Source organism: Actinomyces sp. HMSC08A09 (genome assembly GCF_001807465.1).
Lineage (GTDB): Bacteria > Actinomycetota > Actinomycetes > Actinomycetales > Actinomycetaceae > Actinomyces > Actinomyces oris.
In genome coordinates, this window is sequence record NZ_KV789118.1 from 119,633 (window position 1) to 145,838 (window position 26,206).

Sequence of the window (26,206 nt, forward strand, 5' to 3'; positions counted from 1 at the left end):
GTGGAAGTGTTACGAGCCGGGCAGGATTTCGGCGTAGAAGGAGATCATGGCGCGGGCCATCCGGGCGTGTCCGGCGTCGTCGGGGTGGATCTGGTCGATGGCCAGGCGGTCCTCGTCACCGTTGATGGCCGTGCTCAAGGCATCGGTCGAGGTCAGACCCAGGGACGTGGCCTTCTCGTGCACGAGACGGCGGATGGCCTGGAAACGCGGACCGACCTCCAGGGAGGGGAAGTAGGGGGCGATGATGACCGGCGCGCCCCGCAGGCGTGTGGAGATGAAGCTGAGGTCATGGTCGATCGCCTGCTCGACCAGCTCACGCTGAGAGGGGAGGAAGGCGGCGTCGTTCAGGCCCAGGCTGATCGTGACGACGTCGGGCTCGCAACGCAGGACCGCCTCCAGCCAGGTGGTGTCACGGCACGACGGTGAGCGTTGCCCGCCGGGCAGGTGGCCCCCACGTCGTGCGAAGAAGCCCAGGCCGTCCGCCGCCAGGTTCACTTCCCGCCACCGCTGATGCTCACACACGAGCGAGGTCCAGCGATTACGAGGATGGCTCAGGGCTCGCCAACCGGTGGTGATGGAGTCACCGAGGAAGACAGCGGTGGGGAAGTGGTCGGAGTGCGGGATCGTGGACACGGCTACCGACTGTAGTTCTCCATGCCGGGAGGAGCCAGCGCTGCTCAGCGGTCATCGCGTGAACCGCTCTGGCCCTCGCTGTCCTTGGGTGCGTCCTGTTCGGTCAGGACACCGTCGTGCATCGTCAGGACCCGATCGCATACGGGAAGCAGCCGCTCGTCATGAGTGACCATCACCGTGGCCTTGCCCAGCTCGTGGGTCTGGTCCGCAAGCAGATGAGCGACGTCCTGAGCCCGTCGGGTGTCCAGGGAGGCGGTGGGCTCATCGGCCAGGATGATGTCCGGGTCGTGGTAGAGCGCCACCGCGATGGCGGCGCGCTGACGCTCGCCCCCGGAGAGCTCCGAGGGGTAGGCGTGGGCGCGCTTCGTGATGCCGAGTGAGTCCAGCAGATGGTCCCGTCGGTCGGTGTCGCCCTGCGTTCGTGCCGCTCGGTCGTGCAGGCTGAACTGGTCGTTGAGCCTGAGGAAGGGAACCAGCCCCGAGGCCTGGAGGACGAAGCCGATGCGCTGAAGTCGGAGCCTGGCCCGCTGCTTCTCCAGCAGGCTGGAGAAGGGCTGACCGGAGATCGTCACGGTGCCACTCGAGGGAGTGCGCAGGCCGCCCATGATGGTCAGGAGCGTGGACTTCCCGGAGCCTGAGGGGCCCAGGATCCCCACCAGCTCGCCAGCGCGCAGCGTGAGGTCCGTGTTGCGCAGGGCGTGAACGGTCTCATCGCCCTGACGGTAGTCGCGGGTCACCGTCTCCAGGGACATGACCGGGGTTGCCGCTCCACTCGCTGCTGTTGATACGGTCATGAGATGGCCTCCACGGGGTCGATGCGGGAGATGACCCGGACGGAGATGAAGCCGCCGATGACAGAGACGACGACGAAGGCCGTGACAATGAGCAGGTCCAGGACGGCGGAGATTCTGAAGGGCACGGCGCGGGGGAGGACCAGGGACGTCGCCATCGTCAGAAGCAGGCCGATGCCGATGCCGGCTACCGACAGCACGAGGGTCTGGGCGCATCCGGAGCGGATGAGGTAGCCGGTGGGGACGCCGCGGGCTTTGAGGATGCCCAGGACCGGTCTCTTCTGCAGCGTCAGTACGTAGATGAAGATGCCCAGAACCGTGGAGGCGATGATGATGAGTGAGCCGATCATGAGGCTGAAGGTGAGTACCTGGGCCGAGTAGCCGGGGAGCGTGCGAACGAGCTCCTCGGTGGTGAGGATTGTCAGTCCTGCGTCCTTGGCGGACTGCGTGGCCTTGCTGTCGGTGGTCAGGTCGGAGGTGAAGACGACGGCGGAGACGGCTGGGGACAGGCTGGTGGGGCCGTGCTGGCGCAAGGCCCGGCTGTCCATGGTCACCACGGGAGCCGCCTGGAAGGTGGTGTCATGGGTGAATCCGACAACGGTCCAGTCGTGGTCGGAGCCCAGCAGTCGAATCGTGTCACCAACCGCGAGTCCCTTGGCCTTCAGCGAGTCGTCGAGGAGGACCTCGCTATCGGGGGTGGAGATCGCCCGCCCGTCGGCCACAGGCGGACTGAGCTGTCCGTCCAGATCGATTCCGAAGGCGAAGACGTCCTCACGCAGCGCCTCACCGTCCTCGTCCTTGACGTCTGGTGCCTGGGCAACAGCGGCCGTGCTCATCAGGGGGGAGGCTGTGGTTCCGTTGTCCTTGGCCAGGGCCGTGGCCGCTCCCAGCTGCTTGTCGCTCAGACGGGAGGCGGAGAGGTTCTCGTTGGAGGCGTCCGTGACGGCGACGCTGGCGGTGTTCCAGCCGTCGATGCCGGCGCGGTAGCGGTGGGCGAGGCCCACAGCCAAGGAGGCCAAGAAAAATGTGAGGTAGGCCACCAGGGTGATGACGGAGATGATGAGCGTGAAGCGCACGGGTTCGTGGCGGATCTCGCGCAGCGCGAGGAACATGGGGCTCCCTGAGGGATAGTCGGCAGCGGGCCGGCTGGCGCACTCCGTGAAGGCTACATGCCGCGAGAGGTTCGCGAGGTCGAGGGTTCAGGGGTAGCGCTCGCCTCAGGGGCAGCGACCAGGCAGGACGCCGCCCAGTTCCTGCCGCGTGTCGTGGGAGAGTGTCGCTCCTGCAAGAATGACATAATGTGCATTATCGGCGTTAGGCGAGTGGGGCTGGTTCTGAGGAAGACCTCGTACGCGGCATTATGTCCGGGACATCCGGTCGATGGCGACGTCCGGCAGTCCGGCACAATGGTGCGTGTGACTGGACGGACTGCAGGAAACAACCCCGCCGATGCGCATGACGTCATCCGTGTCGTCGGGGCTCGTGAGAACAACTTGCGCAGTGTCGATGTCGTCATCCCCAAGCGCAGGCTGACGGTCTTCACCGGCGTGTCGGGCTCAGGCAAGAGCTCGCTCGTCTTTGCCACGATCGCCGCCGAGTCGCGCCGTCTGGTCAATGAGACCTACCCGGCCTTCGTCCAGGGCTTCATGGACGCCGGCGCGCGTCCTGACGTCGACCGTCTGGAAGGGCTGACGCCGGCGATCATCGTGGACCAGGAGCGCCTGGGATCCAACCCGCGTTCAACCCTCGGTACCGTCAGCGACGTCGGAGCCCTCCTGAGAGTCCTGTACTCGACGCACGGCGCGCCCCACATCGGCTCGCCTCAGGCCTTCGCCTTCAACGTCCCGTCCGTCACCGGTGGTGGTGCGCTCACCACACAGCGCGGCAACCGCAAGATCGTCGAGCGCAAGACATTCACCGTTCAAGGCGGGATGTGCCCTGCCTGCGAAGGCATGGGTCAGGTCTCAGACATCGATCTGACGCAGGTGCTCGATGAGACGCTCTCCCTGAAAGACGGGGCGATCACCGTCCCCGGATACGCAGCCGGCGGCTGGCAGGTGCGCAGCTTCACTGAATCCGGCCTCTTCCCTCCAGATGTGCCGGTGGCTGCCTTCACGCCTCGGCAGCGAGACGATCTGCTCTACAAGGAGCCCACGAAGATCAAGGTTGGCGGCATCAATGTGACCTATGAGGGACTCGTCCTGAGAATACGACGGTCGATCCTGTCCAAGGAACCGCAGGCGCTGCAGCCTCATATTCGCTCATTCGTGGAACGGGCCGTCGTCTTCGGGACCTGCCCGCAGTGCCATGGAACCCGTTTGTCCGAACCTGCCCGCACCTGTTTGATCGACGGAGTATCCATTGCTGATGCCTGCGCCATGCAGATCTCGGATCTGGTGCAGTGGATCGCTCGTCTTCAGGGAATTCTGGCCGATGCCGCTCCCCTGCTGGACAATCTAAAGCACATGCTGGAGGTTTTTGTACGCATTGGACTGGGCTATCTGTCACTGGACCGTCCGGCCTCGACGCTCTCAGGCGGCGAGGCCCAGCGCACCAAGCTCGTGCGCCATCTGGGCTCGGCCCTCACTGACGTCACCTACGTCTTCGACGAGCCCAGTATCGGACTGCACCCGCATGACCTCCACCAGATGAATGAGCTGCTGCTGTCACTGCGGGACAAAGGAAATACCGTGCTCGTCATCGAGCACAAACCCGAGACCATCTCGATAGCCGACCACGTGGTGGACATGGGGCCGGGGGCGGGAACCCGAGGAGGTCGGATCTGCTTCGAGGGAACGGTCGAGCAGCTGCGCGGCTCCGACACTCTTACCGGACGCTATCTGGCGGACCGGGGCGGATCAAGAACGACCACCGCTCCCCCACGGGAACAATCGAGATTCGCGGCGCCAGCACGAACAATCTTCGCGACATCGACGTCGATATTCCCCTGGGAGTTCTCAGCGTCATCACTGGAATCGCCGGATCCGGCAAGTCGAGCCTCATCCACGGCCACCTCTCCCCCATCGACGGCGTGGTGACGGTCGACCAGGCACCGATCAAAGGCTCCAGGCGCTCGAATGCCGCCACCTACACCGGACTGCTCGACCCTGTTCGCAAAGCCTTTGCCACAGCCAATAAGGACAAGGGTGCGAAACCTGCGCATTTCTCGGCGAACTCAGACGGGGCCTGCCCGGTGTGTGCCGGAACGGGAATCATAGAGACGCAGTTGGGCTTCATGGAGACTGTGGAGTCCCAATGCCAGGCCTGTGAAGGGCGCCGTTTCAAGGACGAGGTGCTCGCCTACCGCCTCGCTGGATGCAGCATCGCCGATGTCCTGGACATGAGCGTCGAGGCGGCGCTGGCCTTCTTCTCTCAGGGTGAGGCTCGTGTCCCCGCGGCCACCAGGATCCTGTCACGACTGACGGATGTGGGGCTCGGTTACCTCCACCTCGGCCAGGCCCTGACCACCTTGTCCGGTGGTGAGCGTCAGCGGCTCAAGCTCGCCGTCCACCTGAGCCAGGAAGGCCGCATCATCGTGCTCGATGAGCCGACCGTCGGACTGCACCCGGCCGACATCGAGGCCATGCTGATGCTCTTGGACCGCCTCGTGGACGGCGGCCGCACCGTCGTCGTCATTGAGCATCACCAGGCCGTGATGGCGCACGCCGACTGGATCATCGACCTCGGCCCTGGAGCGGGCCATGACGGCGGCCGGGTCGTGTTCACCGGAACGCCGGCGCATATGGTGGCGGAGCGAAGCACACTGACGGGGCAGTACCTTGCCCGGTACGTCGAGGAGGGCAACGACCATGCTCCCGAGTGAGGCGCAGGATGATGGACGTGCCGACGCGGCACGTCCCTACCGGATCCGTCCGGCAACGATGGCGGACTCCCCCGCGATCCGCCAAATCCGCAACGCCGCCGTGCGGGAGTCTCTGGCCATCTGGACCAGCATCGAGCAGGACCATGCTGGGGCCGAGGCCTGGCTGGCGCCCATGGTGCAGCGCGGAACCGCTCTCGTCGCCCACGTCAGCGGTGAGCCGCAGGACGTCGTCGGCTTCGCAGTGGCCGGCCCCTGGCACTCCTACGAGGGCTACGCCCGTACCGTTGAGGACTCGATCTACCTCAGCCCGTCGGCTCAAGGGAAAGGGCTGGGAGCCAGGCTCCTCGCCGCCCTCATCGAGGCCTCACGGCGGGCCGGGGACCGTACCATGATCGCCCTGATCGAGGCGGGTAACGCCACCTCGGTGCGCCTGCATGAGCGCTATGGTTTCACCACTGTCGGCACTGTCCCGCAGGCCGGCGAGAAGCATGGTCAGATCCTCGACCTGACCCTCATGAGCCGTTCTCTGCAATGAATTGAGGAGTTCATTTTGTTGTCCACAAAACTTCTCGATAATTTTCAAGATCGGGTGCTGTCATTGTTGGAATAAATTCGGTGATGGCATACTCTGCGACACCATTCACTACGAAAGGATCTTCGGACACGATTTCTGAAACCTCGTCGCGCGTACCGACGGCGATGATGATCCCGCCTGTTCTGGGATCCTTGCGACCGCTGGCCAGGAATCTTCCGTCTTCGTAGTGGCGAGTAAGGTACCGGCGATGATCCTCCAGGTAAGGGTCAACAGCTTCGGCGCCTTGCGTGTACGTGATATCAAGAATAAGAAAGTGTGCCATGATGACATGATATCACTGACTGGCATTCAAGGAGGGATATTACATGAATAAAAATCAGAGTGCTGTTGACGGTAGTCGTTTCTGTCAGGTCAGTGACACTGACTCCATCCAGCTCCAGTCGGAGGAGCCCGCTGTCACTCGGTGGCGGGTCAGTGCCACCGACGAGCTCGTTGCGCACTTGCTGAGCCTTGTCGGCACGCCCCAGGGGCGGCCGGCGATCATCGCTGTCGACGGGAGGGGCGGATCGGGCAAGACCACGCTCACCACGGCGCTGGCCGCAGCCGTCCCCGGCGCGCAAGCCTTTCACCTGGACGACCTCATCTGGAACGAGCCGCTCTATGACTGGGACCAGCTGTACGTCGACACCCTGACTCAGCTGCGTCGGGCCGGCAGCCTCGACCTGGTCCCGGACAAGTGGCGCGAGCACGGACGCGAGGGATCCATCCGGATCCCGGCCGGTTCCCCCGTGGTTTTCGTCGAGGGAACCGGGGCCGGCCTGGCGGCAGTCCGCAGCCTCATTGACGCACACGTGTGGGTCCAGACCAGCGACGACGTCGCTGAAAGCCGCGGCATCAAGCGGGACATCGCCGAGGGAGTCAACGGCGACGCCGAGGAGTCGGTGCGTTTCTGGCACTGGTGGATGGCCGGCGAGCGCCTCTTCTTCGCCAAGGACCGTCCCTGGCGGCGCGCCGACGTCATCGTCTCCGGGGACGCCCCGGCCGGCGTGGAGCCGGGAGAGATCGCCTGGACTCCGGGGCCGCTCCTGGCCCGCTGAGGCGCACAGCCGCCCGCCGCAGACTGTGGGCTCTCAGTCCCCCAGCGCCGTCCCCACCGCGCGAGCGGCCTGGATCCACTCGTGGTTGGCCGGAACGAACTTGGTGCGTCCGGCCACCTCCTTGAGTGGCACCAGCTCCGTGCCGTGACCGCGGTCGGCGACCATGACTCCGAAGTGGCCCTCCGCAATCGCGTTGGCTCCGGCCACGCCCAGGCGCGTGCCCAACAGACGATCCGCTCCGCAGGGCGAGCCGCCGCGCTGGACGTATCCCAGGATGGACACGCGCGCCTCCAGCCCGGTCAGGCTCTCCAACTGCTCGGCCAGGGTGAAGGTGTTGGCGCGGTGAGAGGCCTCCAGACGCTTGACGCCACGCTTGGCCATCGCCTTGCGCTCGGGGCTGGAAGCGTCCTTGACCAGGGCGCGGGCGTGCTCCAGCTCGGCGTGATCCGTCACTGACAGCGCCCCCTCGGCCACGGCCACCACGGAGAAGGACGACCCGTGGGAGCGGCGCCGCTCAATCTTGTCCGCGATCGCGTCCACCGAGTACGGAATCTCCGGCAGCAGAATGACATCCGCCCCACCTGCGATACCGGCGCCCAGGGCCAGCCAGCCGGCTCGGTGCCCCATGATCTCGGTGAGGATGATGCGGTGATGGGAGTGCGCCGTCGAGTGCAGGCGGTCCACGGCCTGGGTGGCGATCTCCAAAGCCGTGGCGAAGCCGAAGGAGGAGTCGGTGTGGACGATGTCGTTGTCGATGGTCTTGGGCAGGTGGATGACGTTCAGGCCAGCATCCATGAGGCGTTTGGCGTTCTTCGCGGTCCCGCCCCCGCCGAGGCAGACCAGGGCGTCGATCCCGTCCTTCTCACAGTTGTCCACGATGGTAGGCACCATGTCCCGGGGCTCGCCGTCCACCATCATCCGATGCACCTTGTCCCGGCTGGTTCCCAACATGGTCCCGCCGGTGGTGAGGATCCCGGACAGGGCGGCGGGGTCGAGCTCAGTGAAGCGGTTCTCGGCCAGGCCGCGCATGCCGTCCCGGAAGCCGACGAGCTCCCAGCCGTGCTGCTGGATCGCCGCCTTTCCGAAACCTCGGATCGCCGCGTTGAGTCCCGGGGCGTCGCCGCCCGCCGTGAGAATGCCGATGCGCTGAACCATGAAGCCAAGTATGCCGGTCCCCGCTGGTCCGCACAGGCTGTAGGCGCCGATTCCGCTGATTCCGGCGATGAGAGGCAGGCTGGTCGCTGATCCGGGTCGACGCCGCCGCGTTAGACGCCAACCGGTATCATCATTACCCTGATCGCGTCGATGCCGGGGAACCCAGTGGGAACCCATCAGAACCGGGACACGACGAAAGACGAGCCACAAGGAGACCACAAGCATGGCAGACCGCGCACTGCGAGGCATGACCATTGGCGCGAAGTCGATGGAGTCGGAGGACGGCGTCGAGTTCGCCGAGCGGATGATCGTCAGCTACGAGTGCCCGATGGCGCACGTCACCAGGATCCCGATGTCCACCGAGGCCGAGGTGCCTCCCACCTGGGAGTGCCCCGAGTGCGGCCAGCTCGCCGCCCGGCGCGGCGAGGACGAGCCCGAGCCCGACGAGCCCAAGAAGACCCCGCGCACCCACTGGGACATGCTCCTGGAGCGCCGCAAGGTCGATGAGCTCGAGGTTCTCCTCAACGAGCGCCTCGAGGCGCTGCGCAGCGGTGAGGTCTACCGCGAGCGGGTCAGCGGCTGAAAGCCGTCAGGAGCGCTTCTGCCGCGATGAGCTCGTCGGACGCTGCTGCTGGTACCCGGCGGCGGCCCGACGGCGCTTGTCGCGGGCAGCGCGCAGCCTGCTCCCGGCGACCTTGGCCGCATCGAGCAGCTGGCCGGAGCGCTTGGCCACACCCCAGCGGGTCACCAGGGACAGCTCCTCGGTGAAGATACCCCCCGAGAGCTTGGACTGCCCGGCCTCCCGCTCCAAGAAGGTGATCGGCATCTCCACGATGCGTCCGCCGATCTCGTCAACCAGCTTGGTCATGTTGACCTGGAATCCGTAGCCGAGGGCCTCGACCTTCCCGAGGTCCATGCGGCGCAGGATCGAGGCGCGGAAGACCCGGAAGCCCGCGGTGGCGTCCTTGACGCGCAGCCCCAGCATGGCGTTGATGTAGAGGTTCCCGGCCTTGGACAGGGCCACGCGCTTGGCGTCCCAGCCCTCGGTGGCGCCGCCGGAGACCCACCGCGAGCCGATGACGAGGTCCGGCTCGTCTGCCATCTCAGCGCGCTGAATGAGCAGGGCCAGGTCCTCGGCGCGGTGGGAGCCGTCGGCATCCATCTCCACGATGAGCTCGTAGCCGGCGGCCAGTGCCCAGGAGAACCCGGCGAGGTAGGCCGGGCCCAGCCCGTTCTTCTCCGAGCGGTGCAGGACATGGATGTGGGAGTCCTCGTCGGCACGGGTGTCGGCGTAGTCGCCGGTGCCGTCGGGGGAACCGTCGTCGACGACGAGAATGTCGGCCTCAGGAGCGTGCTCGCGGACCCGGTCCAGTGCCGTGGGCAGGGACTCGATCTCGTTGTAGGTGGGGATGACGACGAGTGCCTTCACTTCAGTCTCCAAGGTTGGGGTCGTGTGGCGCCGAGGCTAGTGGCGGCGCCCTGAGGTTATCTGAGATCAGCGGCGGCGCCGGCGATCCCCGGCCGCAGCCACTGCCTTCCGCCCTGAGCGCAGCCGGCTCAGGATACCGGCTCCCACTAGTAGGCCTGCACCGGCGAGCAGGATGATGCCGGGGGCGGCACCGAGCCGGTCGGCGACGGTTTGCGAGCTGCGCAGCGGAACGTCGGCCACGAGGCTCGCCTGGGTGTAGGGCCGGGTGACCTGCTTGACCTCACCGCGGGGATTGATGATCGCGGTGTAGCCGACGGTGGAGGCCTGGATGACGCTGCGGCCGTGGACCACCGCCTGGACACGGCCCTGGGCGAGCTGCTGGGCCGCCTCGCCGGAGTCGAGGAAAGAGGCGTTGTTCGTTGGGATGATGATCGCCTGCCCGCCCTGTTCGACGCCGGTGCGCAGGGCGTCGTCGTAGGCGACCTCGAAACAGATGCCCATGGCGAAGGTGACGTCCCGGCCCTGGGTGACGGCCGGAACCGTCAGTGTGCTGGGGCCGGTGCCGGGCAGCATGTCGATGCCGACCCGGTCGACCTGGGTGGTCAGGTGACGTACCAGGGAACGGGAGGGGATGTACTCCGCGAAGGGCACGGGCCGGTGCTTGCGGTAGTAAGGATGAGCCGTCTTGCCCGAGACGTCTCCGGGATTCCAGATGAGGACGTCGTTGTAGCGGATGTCGCCGACAACAGGAACCGCACCCACGAGCACCGGCGCCTGGACCGCCTGGGCGGCCTCATTGACAATGCTCGCCGAGGCCGGGTAGTCGCGAGGGTCCAGGTCCGCAGAGTTCTCCGGCCAGATGACCATGTCGAGGCTGCCGGGGCCCACGTCGGCGGCCAGCTGCTTGGTCGCCTTGGCGTGGTTGCCGGTCACCTCCAGGGCCCGGTTGAAGGCGTCCTCGAAGTCGGTGGCCACATTGCCCTGGACGGCTCCGACCCGGACGGTACCGTTCTCAGCGCGTGTCTCCAGGGGCAGTGTCCGCGGCGCAACGAGCACAGCCGCTGCGATTGCTGCGCAGGCGAGGACCGGCATCGCGCGGCGCTCGTAGACGGATCGAGCTGCATGGGCGAGGCATGCGGCCGCCAGTGCCACCAGCAGCCCCACCCCGGCGCTGCCGACATAGGCCGCCGCCGGCAGGACAGGGGCATCCGCCGTGGCGAAGGCCAGGCGTCCGAAGGGGAAACCGCCCAGCGGCCACACCGAGCGCAGCTCCTCCATCCCGGACCACAGCAGGGCGAAGAAGAGCACGTCGGCCGCGCCGGCCGGCACACGCCGCGCGAGCCGCCCTCGTCGGGCGGCTCCCTGCAGCAGCGGGAGACGGCTCACCAGGGACCAGGCCCCGCCGAGTGCGGCCAGGTAGAGGGACTCGAAGAGCGTCAGCGCGATCCAGCCGATCGGGTTGCCCATGCCCACCATCGTGAAGTGCAGCAGAGGAGTGAACAGGCCGAAGCCGTAGAGCAGTCCCAGACCGGTGCCCGCCCAGAAGCGGCGGCCGCGGATCAGGAGCATGAAGGCCCCGACCCCGATGAGGGCTGACCACCACAGGTTCACCGGGGGGAAGGCGGCGTAGGTGGCCAGCCCCGCCAGCAGCGCCACCACCGCCGGGGCTGATCGACGAAGCCAGCCGGGGGAACGAGAGAGCATCCGGGAGGGCAACCGAGAGGGCACTGTCACGCGGTGAAGCATACGGGTACGTTGATAGTTAACCTTTGTGACGGCGGGCCAGAGCGTGATGCACGGGCCGCCAGGCCAGGGCCAGCAGGGTGCCGATGACGGCTCCGATGAGGCAGGACATGGCTGTTCCGGTGATCCAGGACAGGACTGGGTTGTGGGTGAGTTCCTCGGCCCACTCGATGGCGTGGTGCAGCGGGTGGAATCCGACCTTGGCGAGGTTGGCCGCCAGGATGTGGCCGCCCACCCACAGCATCGCCACGGTCCCGATGATCCCGATGCCGCGGAAGAGGGCCGGCGCAGACGTCACGATCGCGCGGCCCATCGAGCGGATGGCGCCGGTGCGGCCCTGTCCGGCCAGGTGCGCGCCGGCGTCGTCGAGCTTGATGAGAGCCGCCACCAGGCCGTAGACGGCGAAGGTGATGAGCAGGGCGATGAGGACCAGCACGATGATGCGCCGCATGGAGGACTCCCCCTCCACCTCGGCCAGGGCCAGCAGCATGATCTCAGTGGATAGGACGAAGTCCGTGGTGATGGCCTGACGGACGATCTGGGCCTCGTCGATCGGACCGGACTCCTCCTCGACGTGAGCAGCGCCGCCGAAGCGCTCCAGGATCTTCTCCCCGCCCTCGAAGCACAGGTAGGCGCCACCGATGACGAGCGCCACCGGCAGGAGCCATGGCGCCACGGCCGTCAGCAGCAGGCCGATCGGCAGGATGATGAGGAGCTTGTTGCGCAGCGAGCCCAGCGTGATCTTCTTGATGATCGGCAGCTCCCGGTCCGGGGTGATGCCGGTGACGTACTGGGGGGTGGTGGCGACATCGTCGACGGCGGCAGCCGAGACCTTCGCCGAGGTCTTGACAGCCATGGAGGCCGTGTCGTCAACGGTGGACAGCGTCAGTCTGGCGAGCGTGGCGATGTCGTCGAGAAGGGCGAAGAAGCCTGACATAGGGGCATGAGTCCTGTCGTCCGGAGTATCGGCTGGAACGAGAGTACTAGCCGCCGCGTCACACGGCCGACCAGCTCACCACTCCCCTATTGAGATCCAGGGAGGCCTCGGCGGCGCGCATCGACAGGTCGGTGACCGCCCTGGCCTGCTCGGGGGTGGCATCCGGTGGCGGTGAGAGGCTCGCGATCTGCCCGACGACGTCAAGCAGCTGCTTGCACCAGCGCACGAAGTCCCCGGCCGTCAGCTCCGTGGCGTCCAGGATGTCCGCCAGCTGCGCGCCGTCGCACCAGGCCTGGACGGCCCCTGCCAGTGCCGGCTCCGCGCCCGAGGAGGCCTCGATGCGGGCCAAGGACTCCAGGTCGTGGATTCGGTGTGAGACCCCCAGCTGTGCGCGCAGGCACTGGCCGAGCCTGGAGCCGGGCGTCACGGGCAGCCCGATCGACTGTGCGCTCAGTCGCGGCTCGTAGACGCAGGCGCTCAGTGCCCCGGCCAGCTCCGCGGCGCTGAGGTCCTCGAAGACTCCCGTGCGCAGGCACTCGGCGATGAGCAGGTCCCGTTCGGCGTAGATCCGGGCCAGGACCTTGCCGGCACCGGTGACCCGCAGCTCGCGCTCCGGGTGGCCCCGGTCCACAGGGTGCAGATAGCCCAGTTCGAGCAGGACCTCGCAGACGGCGTCGAAGAGGCGGGCGATGGTGCCGGTGCGGGTCTCGATACGCCGTTGAAGGCGCTCGGCCTCGGCCTTGGCCCTGGACCACTTGCGGCCCACCCGGGCGTGCTCCTCCCGGTCGGGGCAGCCATGGCAGGGGTGGGAGCGCATCTCGTGGCGCAGTCGCTCGAGGTTCTCGATCGCGCTGTCTCGGCGGGCCTGGGCGCGGCTGGAGCGAGTGCGTGTGCGCTTGCCGCTCCCTTCCAGGTCCCCGGCACGCAGTGCGTCGACCAGACGCTGAACGAGCCGGTCCCGGTCCCGGGGCCGGTGCGGGTCCACCGAGTCCGCCACCCGCAGCGCGCCCACGCGCATCACCCCGTCCGGTGCCGTGTCCGGGGTCAGGGCGACGACTCGCGCATCCTCCCCCAGCACCGTGATGGTGGGGGTCCCGGTCCGGTCGGCACCGACTTGAAGGACGATGCCGTGGCGGCGGCGTCGCCCCTTGCGGAAGACGATGACGTCACCGCGTCCCAGTGAGCTCATGGTCCGTCCCGTCTCGCTGCGGCGCGCCGCGGACTTGTCCCGCGACAGGTCCGCCTCGGCGTCGGCAATGGCCTGGCGCAGGGAGGCGTACTCGCGGAAGTCACCCAGACGGCACGTCATGTCCTTCTCCAGGCCCTCCAGGCTGCGGCGCTTGCGGCGAGCCTGAGCAGCCAGCTCCACGACCCCACGGTCGGCCTGGAACTGGGCGAAGGACTGCTCGAGCACCTCGCGCGCCCGCATCCGCGGCATGCGCTCAAGCAGGTTGACGGCCATGTTGTAGGTCGGACGGAAGGCGGAGACTAGCGGGTAGGTGCGCCGGGAGGCCAGCGAGGAGACCGTGGCCGGCTCGACGTCGTCGGCCGCCAGCACGACGGCGTGGCCCTCCACGTCGATGCCGCGGCGCCCGGCCCGCCCCGTCAGCTGGGTGTACTCCCCTGGGCTGAGGGTGACGTGGGCCGAGCCGTTCCACTTGCGCAGCGACTCCAGGACCACGGTGCGGGCGGGCATGTTGATGCCCAGCGCCAGGGTCTCGGTGGCGTAGACGACCTTGACCAGGCCCGCGCTGAAGAGCTCCTCCACCGTCTCCTTGAACACCGGCAGCAGCCCCGCGTGGTGGGCCGCGACGCCGCGCTCCAAGGCGTGGGCCCAGAAGTGGAAGCCGAGGACCCCCAGGTCGCCGGAGGGGATGTCGGCCGTGCGCCGCTCGATGAACTCCCGGATTCGGGCCGCCTCGGCCTCGGTGGTCAGGTCCACCCCGGCGCTGACCACCTGGTGGACGGCCTGCTCGCAGCCCGCTCGAGAGAAGACGAAGACGATCGCGGGCAGCAGGCGCGCCCCCTCCAGGGCCGTGACGACCTGCAGTCGGGAGGGCGGCTTCAACCTGGCCGTGCGGGCCCCTCCTTCGCCACGGCGAGGCGCCCGTCCGCCTCGGGCGGAGCGCTTCCAGGGCTGCGGCCCTCGGGCCGAATCGCCGCCGCGGCCGCGGTAGCCATTCTTGGAGCCACCTCCGGAGGCGGCGGCACGCCGAGCCTGCTTGACCGCCTTGAGCAGTTCGGGGTTGAGCGGGGGCTGTCCCGTCCGCTCCGCCTGCTGCTCCAGCTCGGGCTGCTCGGACTGGTCGAGCTGGTCGGACTGCTCAGCCGTATCCGCGGGGTGGGAGTACAACGGCAACAGCCGGCGACCGACCATCATGTGCTGAGTCAGCGGGACGGGGCGCTCCTCGGAGACGACGACGGTGGTCCTGCCGCGCACCTGGCCGAGCCAGTCGCCGAACTCCTCGGCGTTGGAGACCGTGGCAGACAGGGAGATCACCTGGACCTCGGTGGGCAGATGGATGATGACCTCCTCCCACACCGGCCCGCGGAAGCGGTCGGCCAGGTAGTGGACCTCGTCCATGACGACGAAGCCCAGCCGGTCCAGGTCACGCGAGCCCGAGTAGAGCATGTTGCGCAACACCTCGGTGGTCATGACCACCACGTCCGCGTGAGGGTTGACGGAGGTGTCACCGGTCAGCAGCCCCACCCGCTCCTGACCGTGCCGGGCCACGAGGTCCAGATACTTCTGGTTGCTCAGCGCCTTGATGGGTGTGGTGTAAAAGGTCTTGAGCCCCCGGACCAGGCCCAGGTGCACGGCGAACTCCCCCACCACCGTCTTGCCGGCACCCGTCGGGGCGGCGACCAGGACGCCGTCTCCCCTCTCGACGGCTCCGCAGGCCTCCTCCTGGAAGGGATCGAGGGGGAAGTCGTAGCCCTGGGCGAAGCGGGCGAGCTCACTGCTGGAGGCGGCCTGACGACGTCGAGATGCGGCATAGCGCTCGGCTGGTGAGCTCATGGCAACACCCTACGGGCCCGATCAGCCCGGAGCCGGTAGGAGCAGCCGGACGGCGTCGGGGACGGCCTCAAGGCGCAGGGGCAGCTCGGCCAGGGGCTCGCCGTCGGCGAAGGGGTGAGGAGGCGGGCGCAGGCCCCGATCACGGCCGGTTCGCTCAGTGAGCGCCTCAATGGTGACGGTGCGGCTGCGCTCGACGTGGACGGCCGGGTCGGTCAGGTGCGTGCCGCGGAAGAGCCGGCGGAAGAGGACGAGCAGGTGGGTGCGGCCCACGGGATCCAGGCGCAGCACCTCCAGCAGGCCATCGGTGGGGTCGGCCTGGGGCGCCAGGTCCATGCCGCCGCCGACGTAACGGGTATTGGCCACCGCCAGCAGGAGCGCCGGCCCCTCCCAGGTGCCCTCGTCGGTGGTGACCCGGTAACCGTAAGGCGCCAGCGTCGCGAGCTCGGCGGTGAAGGCGCGCACGTAACGTCCTTCGCCGGCCGGCCAGGAGAGGGTGTTGGCGCGGGCGTTGACGGCGGCGTCCACCCCGGCACTGACCACGGCCAGGGACCAGCGACGCTGCGGGGCGAGCAGAGTGCCGTCGGGGCGTGAGGCGTAGATCGCGTCCACCGCCGTGATGGCGCCCTTCCCGGAAAGCGCCTGGTTGATGAGGCGGGCGGAGGCCTCCGCGTCCCGGCTGGGCAGACCGAAGTGCCGGGCGATGTCGTTACCGGTGCCGGTGGCCACGATGCCCAGGGGCACACCCGTCGTAGCGACGATATCCACCCCCAGGTGGACCATGCCGTCCCCGCCGACGACCACCAGTGCCTCAACATTCCGATGCGGCTCGTCCCCCAGGAGGGCCCGTCCTGCGTCACGCGCCTGCTCGTAGGAGCTGCCACGCACGTGGAGGACCTCGTGACCGGCCTCGGTGAGGATCCGGCGGGCGACGTCGTCGGCGGCCGCATGACGTCCTCGTCCCGAAGAGGGGTTGGACAGCAGAGCGATACGCATCGAAGGAAAAGGTGGGACAAGTCAGGCAGGGACGGGGTGAAGCACCCGGCTACTCGGCCAGGGCGGCCTCGAGCTCGGCGTCGAGCTCAGCGCGCTTCTTCTCCACCCGTTTGTCATGCCTGATGGAGATGAAGCAGGCCAGGAAGTACAGGCCGGCAATGGGAACGGACATGAAGACCATCGACCATGGATCAGGCAGCGGGTTGGCAATGGCCATAAAGGTGACGATGCCCATGATGGCCCAGCGCCAGCCCTTGAGCATGGTCTTTCCCTGCATGAGCCCGAGCATGTTGAGGGCGACGAGGAGCTCGGGCAGGAGGAAGGCGATCCCGAAGACGAGGACCAGCCTCATGACGAAGGACAGGTAGAGATTCGCCCCGATCACTCCGGCAGTGGGGCCGTCAGGGATGAAGCTGGTGAGGATGGAGACCGCGTGCGGCATCACCCAGATCCCCAGGCCGGCGCCGGCGAGGAAGAGGAACAGGCCGGCCGTGCCGTAGGCCCAGGTGTATGCCTTCTCCTTGCGGGTCATGCCCGGTCCCACGAAGGCCCAGAACTCGTACATCCACAGCGGGGAGGAGAACAGGATGCCCAGCCAGATCGACACCTCGAGCTTCATGTCGAAGGAGGCCAGGATCGTGTCGAAGTTGAGAGTGAGGTGCGCGCCCTTGGCATTGGCCTGCTCGATGGGGCGGGTGATGAGGGCGAAGGCCCGCTCGTAGACCAGGTAACCGACGACCGTCATCACCATGACGCCCGCGGCGGAGACGAAGAGACGCTGGCGCAGCTCGCGCAGGTGGTCCCCGATGGACATGCGCGCCTCGGGGTTGTCCTTGCGCCTCGATCGCTTGATCTGAGGGAGCTTGGGCACCGCGGCCTCCTTCATCTGCAGGTCACCGGCTCTGGCCGGATGACATCACTTCTGGGATGAGCCCTCGGCGCTCTGAGCGGTCTGGCCGGACTGGGTGGGCTCGGTGTAGTAGGTGCCCTCCTGCGGCTGCTGAATCTGAGCCTGGGGGTCCTTGGAGTCGTCGTCGCGCAGCTCCTTGACCTCCTTCTTGAAGACCTTCATGGACTGGCCCACGCTGCGGGCGATGTCAGGCAGCTTCCTGTAGCCGAACAGCAGGATGACGACGATGAGCAGGAAGATGATGTGCGACGGCTTAAAGAGGTTCACGGCGCTGCTCCTTGTGGTAGGCGCTATCGATACGGGCTGAGTGTAGCCTCCCGGGAGGGCGCCTCAGAACGAGGGTCCTGATGGTTCTCCCCAAGGCGGACGGGTCAGGACTTAGCAGTTGTATGAGGTCAGAGCCTGTTTGGCTGCTGCTGCCGCCTCTTGGGCGAGGTCCTGGGGCTCCACCGCCACGAGATGGCGCCCCGCTGAGAGGACCAGGCCGATGAGCCAGGCGCGGTCGCGTCCCTCGACGACCACCTGAAGGTTGCCGTCTGCGGTCTCCTCCTGGGAGAGGCACGGGATCTGCTCGGCGAGCCAGCGGCCCGTCGGTTGGAGAACCAGCGTGGCACGAGGTCTGTTCCCCGCGCAGTGATCGGCCTTGGGCTGGTTCCTTCTGCGTGAGGCGCGGTGCCGCACGGACGGGGTGTCGAGCGCCTCTGCCGCGGTGATCCGGTCCAGGCGGAAGCTGCGCTCGGCCTGGGCACTGAGGCACCAGCCCACCAGCGTCATATGTGATCCATCACTTTCCAGCGTGATGGGATCGACGTCTCGCTCCGAAGGGGTGTCGGTGGCGGAGACATAGACCAGGTGGAGGCGGCGTCCGTCGCGCAGGGCGGAGCGCACAACGGCCAGGATCCGGGACGCATGGCTGGAGCGTCTGGCGTGTGCGGGCCCTGGGCCGGTGGTGGTGACGGTTCCCGGATCGGCGCGCGCGTTGGAGTCCTCGGTGGAGGCGCTAGAGCTGAGTAGGGCGGTCACCGCCTGCTGGGTGGAGGCGATGACGGGTGCGGAGGCGTCGTCGTCGGCCAGGAGGTCGGCGAGCACCCTGAGTGCCATGAGCAGAGAGATCGCCTCCTGCCGGGTGAGGCGAACCGGGCGGTCCAGCCCCAGCGGTTCGGACAGGCGCAGGCGCCCGGCCTCGAAGTCCGCGGCGTCGAAGTCCACGAGGTCCCCGTGCATGCCGCCGGGCAAGCCGGAGACCCACAGCGTGTTGACGTCGCGCTCAATGACGGCCCGGGTGACGCCGAAGTGCTTGGCGGCCTCCGCGACGGTCACGCCGGGGTGCTCCGCAACCCAGGCTGGCAGCGCCAGCAGTCGCGTGAGCTGGTCGGAGGCGGATACGCGAGCCATCCTCACTCCCCCTCCGGTGCCGCGAGCCCAGCCGCGCCTTGCAGGTGGGACAGGACCGCCTGGCGCAAGGAGTCAGGGACGAGAACGACAACTGCATCGCCAAGAGCGGCCACGGTCCCGGCGAAGGAGAAGGGATCCTCGTACTCGACAGCGATGAGATCACGGCCTTCCAGGTGCGCGGGCAGAGCAGGCAGTTCTGCCTGCAGGGCCTGAACCGGATCGAGGTGAGCTCCGGCCAGACGCAGTCCCAGAGCCCGCCCCGGCAGGGCGGCGAGCAGTGCACGCCAGCGGCTGGGCGCCTTGGCGGGAAGCCGGGTGAAGGCTCCGGGGCTCCCATGGACGGTGACTGAGCCGGTGATGCGAGCCAGCCGGAAGGTCAGCAGCCTGACGGCGGTTCCTTCCGCTTCCTCCGGTTGTCTGCTGGCGTCTGGGCTGTGGGCACCTGCCGGCTCGACGGCGTCGAGGTACCAGGCGCCCTCGGCCAGGCGCAGGTGGTGCGGCTCGACAGTGCGGGCCCGGGTGCTGCCCGAGCGGGCCGAGACGTAGTCGAAGGTGACCAGGCGGCGCTCGTCGACCGCGGTGATGAGCTCCTCGGGGATCTCCTCACCGGACAGGTCCGCAGTGAGGACCGGCAGGCTGGCGGAGCCGCTTCCGGTCGGTCCCTCGCTGACGGCGCGCAGCTTGGTCAGGGCCCGCCGGGCCGTGGCGGGAAGATCGCCGTCGCGCCAGGCGGATGCAGCCAGGCCCAGGCAGGCGGCCTGCTCGGCGCTCAGGTGCAGCGGGGGAAGGATGTAGTCCTCCTCGATGATCCGGTACCGGGGCTCCTCGGGGCGTCCGGTGGTGGTCACCTCGATACCGAGCTCGCGCAGCGTGTCCTTGTCCCGCTCGAACTTGCGGCGAGCCGAGAGCGGATTCGTGGAGGGGTCCGCCAAGCCGTATCCCGGCACACTGGCCACGAGCTCCTCGGCACTGAGACCAGTGGTGGTGTTGCGCAAGGTGAGCAGAAGGCTCACCAGACGCTCCTCGGTGCTACGGGTCGGCTGGCTCACGGTGCCCCAGCGTAGGAGAATCCGGTGGCCTGCGGCTGGTGACGCGCGCGCCCGGATAGTCTGCCGCCATGATGTGGCGCGACGGCGTAGTGACCGGGACCAGGACGGCATGGGGACCCGCGGGGCGATCCTGCGCCGAGCTGGACGTGGAGATCGTCGGGGCTCCCAGTGGTGCGAATGCCCTGCTGCCCGGCCAGCGGATCCGCGCGGTCGCCTACGAGGCCCTCACCGGGCTGCCCGGCGCCGCCGAGCGGGTGAGGCTGGAGGTCTCAGCCCTCGACCGCGCCCTGGGCACGGGCGGGCACGCCATGGTCAGTTCTCGCCTGGACGTCCTTCCGCCTGACCCGCCGCGCGAGGGGCATCTGGTCAAGGCCCGCTACATGCCGGACCAGGTCATGGTCACCGGCGTTGACGAGCAGGGCACAGCCCACCACGGTCTGCTGTGCCAGCCGATCGGCAGCCTGGACCTGGAGGGGATGCCGGTGGTGGTGGCCGACCTGCACTCGAGCCTGCCGGCGGTGCTCGCCGGGCTGCGCTCCCCTGACGGCCAGGAGCAGCCGCGCGTCGCCTACATCATGACCGACGGCGGGGCCCTGCCCCTGGCCTACTCACGTGTTGTTGCCACCCTGAGCCGGGCCGGGTGGCTGGCCGGGACCATCACGGCCGGCCAGGCCTGGGGCGGCGACATCGAGGCAGTCAGCGTCCACAACGCGCTCCTGGCGGCCCGGCACGTCCTGCGCGCCGACGCCGCCGTCGTCATCCAGGGGCCCGGGAACCTGGGCACCGAGACGCCCTGGGGCTTCTCCGGAGTGGCCTGCGGGGACGCGATCAACGCCATCGCCACGCTGGGCGGACACCCGGTGGCCTGCCTGCGTGTCTCCGACGCCGATCCCCGTGCCCGCCACAGGGGCGTGTCCCACCACTCGATGACGGCTTACGGGCGAGTCGCGCTGGCGGGGGCCGACGTCGTCGTCCCCGGCCTGGAGGGGCCGCTGGGGGTGCAGGTGCGTCGGGAGGCCGAGGCTCTGTGCGCGCCCCGGCCGGGCGCCGGGCAGCACCGACTCGTCGAGGTTCCCGCCGACGGGCTCCTGGAGCTGCTGCGGGCTGCAGAGGCGCAGACCGGGGTCAGGCTGTCCACCATGCGACGAGGTTTGGATGAGGACGCAGCCGCCTTCATCGCCGCAGCGGCGGCGGGTCGCCACGCGCGCCATATCCTTGACGAAGGAACGGCACATGGCTGATCGAGACGGCCGACTGGAGGCCGCAGCCCGCGGCGCAGCGCTGCCGACGACAGCGAGTCTGTCAGCGGCCTACGACTGGCAGGCCCGTCACCGCATGGTGCCGGGGCGAAGAGGCCGCTGGGCACACTACTCGATCCCGGTCGTGGATCTCGCCCTGGGGGCCGTCTTCCTCGCCTTCGCACTGGAGTCGGTCACCTTCATCCTGCGCTTCGGCGGCTATGCCATCTATGTTTCGGACTTCGCCCTGTGTCTGGCGTTGGCGCTGACGCAGTTCGGACGGTTGCGTCTCCTGCGTGTCTCCTTCATCGCGACCTACGCCCTGCTGGCGGCCTACGCGATCCTCGTGGTCCTCTCCCCCGTCAACCTCGGCCTCAACCCGATCATCGCCACGGCCATCACTAGTCTCTACACCGTCACCCGCTGGGAGCCCGACCGGCGCTGGGGCACGGCGGCACTCCTGCTGGCTCTGGCCGGCGCCCTGGTCAACCCCGTTACCCTCGCCTCCTATACCCCGCCCTACGAATCAGACGCCGACCCGACGACAGGCTCCGGCTGGGACGGAACCATCCTCCTGGTCAGAGCACTCTCCAGCCTGGTCTTCGTCGGTGCCGTGGTACTCACCTACCTGCTGGCCTCCTCCCGGCGCCGAATCGCCGAGAACCAGGCCCTCGACGTCGGCATCGCCGCGGCCCAGGCGGTTGCGGCCGAGCGCCTGAGCCTGGCCCGAGAGCTCCACGACCTGGTGGGCCACAGCCTCACCACGATCAAGGTGCAGGCCGCCACCGGCCTGGCCCTGGGAGGCGAGGAACGGCTGCGCAGCACGCTGACCACGGTGCGTGACACGGCCGATGCCTCCCTGGCCTCCGTACGCCAGCTCGTCTCCGTGCTGCGCTCCGACGCCGGCGAGATCACTCCCCTGGCGGACCTGCGGACCATCCCCGCCCTCATCGAGACCACTCGCAGCTCGGGGAGCCGGATCAGCGCCGTGCTTCCCGAACCGGAGGTCCTGGAGCGGTGCAACTCGGCGTGGTCTGCGATACAACGCCTCACCCTCGTGCGTCTGGTAGGAGAGACCCTCACCAACGCCGTCAGGCACGGAACCGGCCAGATCGAGCTGAGCCTGACACTGTCGCAGGACTCCTGCCACCTTCACGTCGCCAACCCGGTGCCGGACGTCGCAGAGCACTCCCCCTTCGGTGGCAGCGGACTCGTCGGCCTCGAGGAGCGGCTCAGGCTCGTGGGCGGAACCATGACCCACGGCGTCCACAACAACGGGGACCACAGCTTCTTCACCATTGACGTCGACTTCCCGGTGGCGCCGCTCGACCTGCCCGCGAGCGCCATGACGGCCGGCGAGACTGAATCAGGAGACTGCAGATGACGACCAGGACAACCGGTGTTATCAGGGTGGCTGTTGTCGACGATCAGCCGCTGCTGGTCAGTGCCTTCAGTGCTCTCGTGGCCGCACAGCCCGACATGGAGGTGGTTCTGGAGGCCGTCAACGGGCGTCAGGCCGTCGAGGGTTTGACCGCTCGAGCCACCGGTCCCCACGGAGGGGCCGACCTTGTGCTCATGGATCTGCGGATGCCGGTCCTGGACGGGATCAGTGCCATTCGCGAGCTGCGTGTGACACCTGCTACCGCCGCCTTGCGGGTCCTGGTCCTGACCACCTTCGATGATGAGGACCTCGTCCTGGCGGCCCTGGGTGCCGGCGCCCACGGCTTCCTCCTCAAGGACGCTGAGCCGACGACGCTGCTGGAGGCGATCCGCGTCGTCGCCGGCGGAGGGTCCTGGCTGGATCCGGCCGTCACCGGAACCGTTCTGGCGCACCTTGATGCAGGTACCGGTCCTGGTGCCCCGCCGTCGTCGGCCTCCCCGCCGGCCTCCCCGTCGGCACCGACCGATGGGGCCGTGCCCGTTGTGGGGGCGCCGTCGGGTCCCTACGAGGCGCTCACCGGTCGGGAGGACGCTGTACTCGCGTTGGTGTGCCAGGGGCTGAGTAACGCCAGTATCGGTGAGCGGCTCCATGTGGCTGAGTCGACGGTCAAGTCCCATGTCAAGACGATCCTGGGTAAGACGGGCTGCCACAACCGGGTCGAGCTCGTCATTTACGCCCTGACTACGGGGCTCGTCCAGCCGCGGTAGCTCTCCTCCCCAGGGAGGAGACGGGAGTGTGGGAGCGGATGCGGACTGTATCCCTGGTGGGGATCCGGTGAGGTACTGGTGCGCAGGAGCATGGGGCCATGACAGCCACCGCAACAGCATCACTTCCCTCCTCTCCCACCCACGGCGCCGGTCACACCCCCGGGCTGAGACTGACGGGGGTCTCGAAGTCCTTCGGCCGCCAGAAGGTCCTTGCCGATCTGGACCTGTCGGCCTATTCCGGCCGTGTCTACGGGCTGCTCGGCCTCAACGGGGCGGGCAAGTCGACCGCCTTCAACATCGCCCTGGGGCTGCTCACACCCGACGCCGGGCGTGTGGAGATTCAGGGGGCTCCGTTCTCCCGTCGCAGCCTGGCACGGGTGGGTGCCTCCATTAACGGCCCCGCCCTTTTTCCCCAGCTGTCCGCGCGACGCAACCTGCTCGTCCACTGCCGTCTGACCGGTACCTCGCCGCAGGCCATCGCCCCGCTCCTGGAGCGTGTCGGGCTGGCTGGAGTCGGCAGAAAGCGTGCCGGCTCCTTCTCCACCGGCATGAAGGTGCGCCTGTCCCTGGCCATGGCGCTTCTGACCGACCCGGAGGTCCTCATCCTTGATGAGCCTCAGAACGGGCTGGATCCCCAGGGCATTATCGAGCTGCGCGATCTCGTGCGGAACCTGGCCGACGAGGGACGCACCGTCGTCGTCTCCAGCCACCAGCTCGGGGAGATCGCCCGCATGAGTGACGATATCGGGGTCCTGGCGACCGGGCGCCTCGTCTACGAGGGGCCGCTGGCCGACTTCGCCGACGCCGACGACGAACGGGCCATGGAGGCGGCATTCCTGGCGGCAGTCACCGGAAGCGGTCGCCCTGCCCGGACGGAGGTGCGCGCATGAGTTCCGTTGTGCAGCCGCAGACCCGGATGAAGGCACAGAGGACGGCAAAGGTGAGAGTAGGCCTGTGGGACCTGGTGCGCGCCGAGCTCACCCGCAGTCGGCGCACCTTCACCTGGGGCGTGATCGGGGCGACTCTCATCTTCACCGTTCACACCATCATCCTGGCGAACGCCTCAATCTCCTCAGGAGTGGTCACGGAGCTCCAGTGGAACGGCAATGCCCTGGCGTGGATGCACATGTATGCCGGGGGCTTCGCGGTGCCTCTGGGGCTGCTGACCGGGGCGATGGCCCAGTGGCGTGAGCAGCGGTGGCGTCAGGGTGGGACGGCATGGCGCGCCGTCGCGCCGCGCCGGGTGGCGGGTGCCCGCCTCGTGGTCCTGAGCCTGTCCGCGCTGGCCTGCCAGGTGGCGCTGGTCGCCCCGGTGGTGGGGCACGCCCTCATCGTCGGCAACGGCTGGGGTCCTTGGGACCGGTACCTGCTGTTCGCCACCTACATGTGGATCGTCGTCACCGGCGCCTGCGCCTGGGGCATGGCAGCCTTCCACGTGCTGCGAGTTGTTTCCGTAGGGGTCGCCCCTGTCCTCGGCTTCGTCTGGTCCGTGGCGGGCGTGGTCCAGGCCGAGCGGAGCAACTGGTGGATGCTCCCGTGGGCCTGGACGGCGAGGGTCCCGTTGCCCCTGCTGGGCGTTCACGGCAGCAGCGTGCTGCTCGAGGCGGACTCACCGGTGTGGGGCTACCCGCTCCTGCCCGGGTTCCTGCTGACGATCGGCCTGACCCTGGTCGGCGTCGGACTGGCCGTACTCTGCGGGGCTTCCGGCGGTGCCGGGTCCTCGGCGTCGTCGGTTTCCCGGCTCAGCAGGCTGCTTCCCGGCGGAAGGGATGCCGCTGACGATCAGTCGGAGACCGTCTCGGAACAGGCCCCGGTGGAGGTTACGATGTCGCTGCCCCGAGGCATCCCGATTCGCCCAGCCACGCCCACCACCCGTATGGCCCGTGTTCCCGGGCCGCGCAGTGCCGTCCTGGCGATGGCCGGCGTTCTGCCCTGGATCGTGTGGGCGGTCCTGGCGGTCCTGCTGCTCGCCTTCCTGGGAGTCCTCCACACCGTGTATCCACCCGGGTACGGGCAGAGCTTCCTCGAGCTCATGGGAGTGCCGGTTGCCGCGGCCCTCGTCGGCATCACGGTGTGGGGACGTCTCCAACCTGCCTGGCGTGCGCTCATCACCCGCCGAGGTGCCGGGGCCATCCTGACCTCAGCTGCGGTCCTGAGTGGGTTGTTCCTCATCCCGGTGCTGGGTGCCTCCTGGGGCATGACAGTCCTGGGCGACACATTGACCCGCACCGACCCGACCCTGCCGGCGGTGACCGGCCCGGTCTACGGGTTCATGGTGATGCCGGCCGTTGCCTTCATGATCGCGGCCGTCAGCCTGGCGGTGGCTCTGAGCACCCGGATCGTCGTGGCGATCGTCCTCAATATCATCCTGGTCATCATGGGGCTGCTCATCGGCGGTAACGAGGTCTTGGCGGCCACCTGGCTGTGGCGGCTGGCCCCCTGGGGCTGGATGAGTATCGCTCACCAGTTCCCCGAGCGTTGGCTGACGATCGTCGTCCTCAGCTTGCTTATCGGATCGGTGGCGATGGGGACAGCGGTACTAGGTGCCCGGCGTGCCGCCATCCGGGACTGAGTGGGGGTGTTGTCGGTGCGCCGTGCTCCCTCGGTGTCATGTTTGGCGACTTTTAGGCCGTCCATCGGCTGGAGTCCCCGGGGCTGTAGGGCTCTGACCTGCGCATATGCACCGGGGCGTGATGTCCATGAGTCTGGCTCGTCCCTAAAAGTCGCCGTTTGTGACACCGTTCGCCGGTCGAGCTGGTGGTCTGAGGTGCGGCCGCGTGTGCTGGGTGTTGGGGGTTATTAGTGGCCTTGGGCTTCTTCTGCGTCGTCGGTGAGGTAGGTGATGACGCGGACCAGGTCGTAGGGGGTGGAGGTCTCGGTGGTGGTGATGGTGCCCTCGATGGGCCGCCACTGGCTCTCGCCGGCGGGGCGGAACCTCGTGGTCCAGGTCGTGGTCAGAGTCGTGGTCACCCCGGTGGCGGTGTGCTGGTAGTGGTGAGTCACCGTCTGGTGGGGGTAGGGGGCTCCGGGGTCGGTGGTGGTTGTCGTGGTGCCGTCTCCCCAGCCCCAGGTGTAGGAGACGGGGGTGAACTCCACCTCGATGGAGGTGCCCAGGATGGTGGTGGTCTGGTAGCGCACGGCGGGGTTGGTGTAGACGATGAAGGCCTTGGAGATGATGACCTTGGGACCCGGGGGCTGACGCGTGATGCCCGAGCCGGAGGCGATCAGCGTGGCGGCCTGGCGGGGGGTGATCGTGACCGCACGGCCACCACCGCCAGTGTTGGTGGGTTGGTCGGGCTGGCCGGGGCGGT

23 protein-coding genes and 1 pseudogene are annotated in these 26,206 nt (G+C 68.1%); 9 read left to right on the forward strand and 15 right to left on the reverse strand.

Annotated elements, in window-relative coordinates:
• Window positions 1-9: 9 nt before the first annotated feature.
• The 3 genes from HMPREF3165_RS06030 to HMPREF3165_RS06040 are packed head-to-tail and all read right to left on the reverse strand — an operon-like array spanning window position 10 to window position 2,536.
• Window positions 10-633, reverse strand: coding sequence for an SGNH/GDSL hydrolase family protein (locus tag HMPREF3165_RS06030; RefSeq protein WP_009406589.1), 624 nt, complete (start codon window positions 631-633; stop codon window positions 10-12).
• A gap of 44 nt (window positions 634-677) precedes the next feature.
• Entirely contained in the window at window positions 678-1,427 is a 750-nt protein-coding gene (locus HMPREF3165_RS06035) for an ABC transporter ATP-binding protein (RefSeq protein ID WP_070511544.1), read from the reverse strand.
• A complete protein-coding gene (locus tag HMPREF3165_RS06040; RefSeq protein ID WP_070511545.1) occupies window positions 1,424-2,536 on the reverse strand; it encodes an ABC transporter permease in 1,113 nt (370 codons plus the stop codon). Before HMPREF3165_RS06040 ends, HMPREF3165_RS06035 begins: the two co-directional genes overlap by 4 nt.
• Window positions 2,537-2,839: 303 nt before the next feature.
• Here HMPREF3165_RS06040 and HMPREF3165_RS06045 point away from each other — a divergent pair.
• Window positions 2,840-5,247, forward strand: a pseudogene (locus HMPREF3165_RS06045) (ATP-binding cassette domain-containing protein).
• The gene (locus tag HMPREF3165_RS06050; RefSeq protein ID WP_070511547.1) at window positions 5,234-5,782 is read left to right on the forward strand and encodes a GNAT family N-acetyltransferase; all 549 of its coding nucleotides are present in this window, start codon (window positions 5,234-5,236) and stop codon (window positions 5,780-5,782) included. The pseudogene HMPREF3165_RS06045 and the gene HMPREF3165_RS06050 overlap by 14 nt, the downstream one beginning before the upstream one ends.
• Window positions 5,783-5,792: 10 nt before the next feature.
• Here the strand turns inward: HMPREF3165_RS06050 and HMPREF3165_RS12855 are convergent, their stop codons facing one another.
• Window positions 5,793-6,104: a YciI family protein gene (locus HMPREF3165_RS12855; protein ID WP_004564905.1), complete on the reverse strand. Its 312-nt coding sequence runs from the start codon at window positions 6,102-6,104 to the stop codon at window positions 5,793-5,795.
• Between the two features lie 43 nt (window positions 6,105-6,147).
• Here HMPREF3165_RS12855 and HMPREF3165_RS06055 point away from each other — a divergent pair, with 43 nt between their 5' ends.
• A complete protein-coding gene (locus HMPREF3165_RS06055) occupies window positions 6,148-6,879 on the forward strand; it encodes a uridine kinase family protein (RefSeq protein ID WP_004564904.1) in 732 nt (243 codons plus the stop codon).
• A gap of 33 nt (window positions 6,880-6,912) precedes the next feature.
• Here the strand turns inward: HMPREF3165_RS06055 and HMPREF3165_RS06060 are convergent, their stop codons facing one another.
• On the reverse strand, window positions 6,913-8,034 hold the full coding sequence (locus tag HMPREF3165_RS06060) for a 6-phosphofructokinase (protein ID WP_070511548.1): 1,122 nt from the start codon (window positions 8,032-8,034) through the stop codon (window positions 6,913-6,915).
• Between the two features lie 223 nt (window positions 8,035-8,257).
• Between HMPREF3165_RS06060 and HMPREF3165_RS06065 the strand changes: the two genes are divergently transcribed.
• Window positions 8,258-8,617: an RNA polymerase-binding protein RbpA gene (locus tag HMPREF3165_RS06065; RefSeq protein ID WP_010615210.1), complete on the forward strand. Its 360-nt coding sequence runs from the start codon at window positions 8,258-8,260 to the stop codon at window positions 8,615-8,617.
• Window positions 8,618-8,623: 6 nt separating this feature from the next.
• On the opposite strand, the gene HMPREF3165_RS06070 is transcribed toward HMPREF3165_RS06065, so the two are convergent.
• The 9 genes from HMPREF3165_RS06070 to HMPREF3165_RS06110 form a co-directional block, all read right to left on the reverse strand.
• A complete protein-coding gene (locus HMPREF3165_RS06070; RefSeq protein WP_009406341.1) occupies window positions 8,624-9,463 on the reverse strand; it encodes a polyprenol monophosphomannose synthase in 840 nt (279 codons plus the stop codon).
• 66 nt (window positions 9,464-9,529) lie between these two features.
• Window positions 9,530-11,167 (reverse strand): apolipoprotein N-acyltransferase, encoded by a 1,638-nt coding sequence (lnt, locus tag HMPREF3165_RS06075; RefSeq protein WP_070511550.1) that lies wholly within the window; start codon window positions 11,165-11,167, stop codon window positions 9,530-9,532.
• A gap of 58 nt (window positions 11,168-11,225) precedes the next feature.
• Window positions 11,226-12,143 carry a DUF808 domain-containing protein gene (locus tag HMPREF3165_RS06080; protein ID WP_070511552.1) on the reverse strand — a complete coding sequence of 306 codons (918 nt, stop codon included), beginning with the start codon at window positions 12,141-12,143 and terminating at the stop codon, window positions 11,226-11,228.
• 58 nt (window positions 12,144-12,201) lie between these two features.
• Window positions 12,202-15,162 (reverse strand): DEAD/DEAH box helicase, encoded by a 2,961-nt coding sequence (locus tag HMPREF3165_RS06085; protein WP_070511554.1) that lies wholly within the window; start codon window positions 15,160-15,162, stop codon window positions 12,202-12,204.
• A gap of 21 nt (window positions 15,163-15,183) precedes the next feature.
• On the reverse strand, window positions 15,184-16,155 hold the full coding sequence (locus HMPREF3165_RS06090) for a diacylglycerol/lipid kinase family protein (RefSeq protein ID WP_070511555.1): 972 nt from the start codon (window positions 16,153-16,155) through the stop codon (window positions 15,184-15,186).
• A 49-nt stretch (window positions 16,156-16,204) separates the two neighbouring features.
• Window positions 16,205-17,026, reverse strand: coding sequence for a twin-arginine translocase subunit TatC (tatC, locus tag HMPREF3165_RS06095; RefSeq protein ID WP_070511557.1), 822 nt, complete (start codon window positions 17,024-17,026; stop codon window positions 16,205-16,207).
• A gap of 45 nt (window positions 17,027-17,071) precedes the next feature.
• Complete coding sequence (tatA, locus tag HMPREF3165_RS06100; RefSeq protein ID WP_070511558.1) at window positions 17,072-17,332, reverse strand: Sec-independent protein translocase subunit TatA; 261 nt, start codon at window positions 17,330-17,332, stop codon at window positions 17,072-17,074.
• Between the two features lie 111 nt (window positions 17,333-17,443).
• The gene (locus tag HMPREF3165_RS06105) at window positions 17,444-18,460 is read right to left on the reverse strand and encodes a helix-turn-helix transcriptional regulator (RefSeq protein ID WP_070511561.1); all 1,017 of its coding nucleotides are present in this window, start codon (window positions 18,458-18,460) and stop codon (window positions 17,444-17,446) included.
• A 2-nt stretch (window positions 18,461-18,462) separates the two neighbouring features.
• Window positions 18,463-19,509 (reverse strand): helix-turn-helix transcriptional regulator, encoded by a 1,047-nt coding sequence (locus HMPREF3165_RS06110; protein ID WP_176747009.1) that lies wholly within the window; start codon window positions 19,507-19,509, stop codon window positions 18,463-18,465.
• A gap of 68 nt (window positions 19,510-19,577) precedes the next feature.
• Between HMPREF3165_RS06110 and HMPREF3165_RS06115 the strand changes: the two genes are divergently transcribed.
• The 5 genes from HMPREF3165_RS06115 (at window position 19,578) to HMPREF3165_RS06135 (ending at window position 25,467) form a co-directional block, all read left to right on the forward strand.
• Window positions 19,578-20,750, forward strand: coding sequence for a DUF3866 family protein (locus HMPREF3165_RS06115; RefSeq protein ID WP_070511564.1), 1,173 nt, complete (start codon window positions 19,578-19,580; stop codon window positions 20,748-20,750).
• Complete coding sequence (locus HMPREF3165_RS06120; protein WP_070511566.1) at window positions 20,743-22,131, forward strand: sensor histidine kinase; 1,389 nt, start codon at window positions 20,743-20,745, stop codon at window positions 22,129-22,131. The genes HMPREF3165_RS06115 and HMPREF3165_RS06120 overlap by 8 nt, the downstream gene beginning before the upstream one ends.
• A complete protein-coding gene (locus tag HMPREF3165_RS06125; RefSeq protein ID WP_004564890.1) occupies window positions 22,128-22,895 on the forward strand; it encodes a response regulator in 768 nt (255 codons plus the stop codon). Before HMPREF3165_RS06120 ends, HMPREF3165_RS06125 begins: the two co-directional genes overlap by 4 nt.
• 98 nt (window positions 22,896-22,993) lie before the next feature.
• Window positions 22,994-23,785, forward strand: a complete 792-nt coding sequence (locus HMPREF3165_RS06130; RefSeq protein ID WP_004564889.1) for an ABC transporter ATP-binding protein — start codon at window positions 22,994-22,996, stop codon at window positions 23,783-23,785.
• Complete coding sequence (locus HMPREF3165_RS06135; RefSeq protein WP_083303224.1) at window positions 23,782-25,467, forward strand: ABC-2 family transporter permease; 1,686 nt, start codon at window positions 23,782-23,784, stop codon at window positions 25,465-25,467. The genes HMPREF3165_RS06130 and HMPREF3165_RS06135 overlap by 4 nt, the downstream gene beginning before the upstream one ends.
• 227 nt (window positions 25,468-25,694) lie before the next feature.
• Here the strand turns inward: HMPREF3165_RS06135 and HMPREF3165_RS06140 are convergent.
• Window positions 25,695-26,206: zinc transporter (locus HMPREF3165_RS06140; protein ID WP_083303225.1), on the reverse strand; the 512-nt coding region annotated here is incomplete at its 5' end.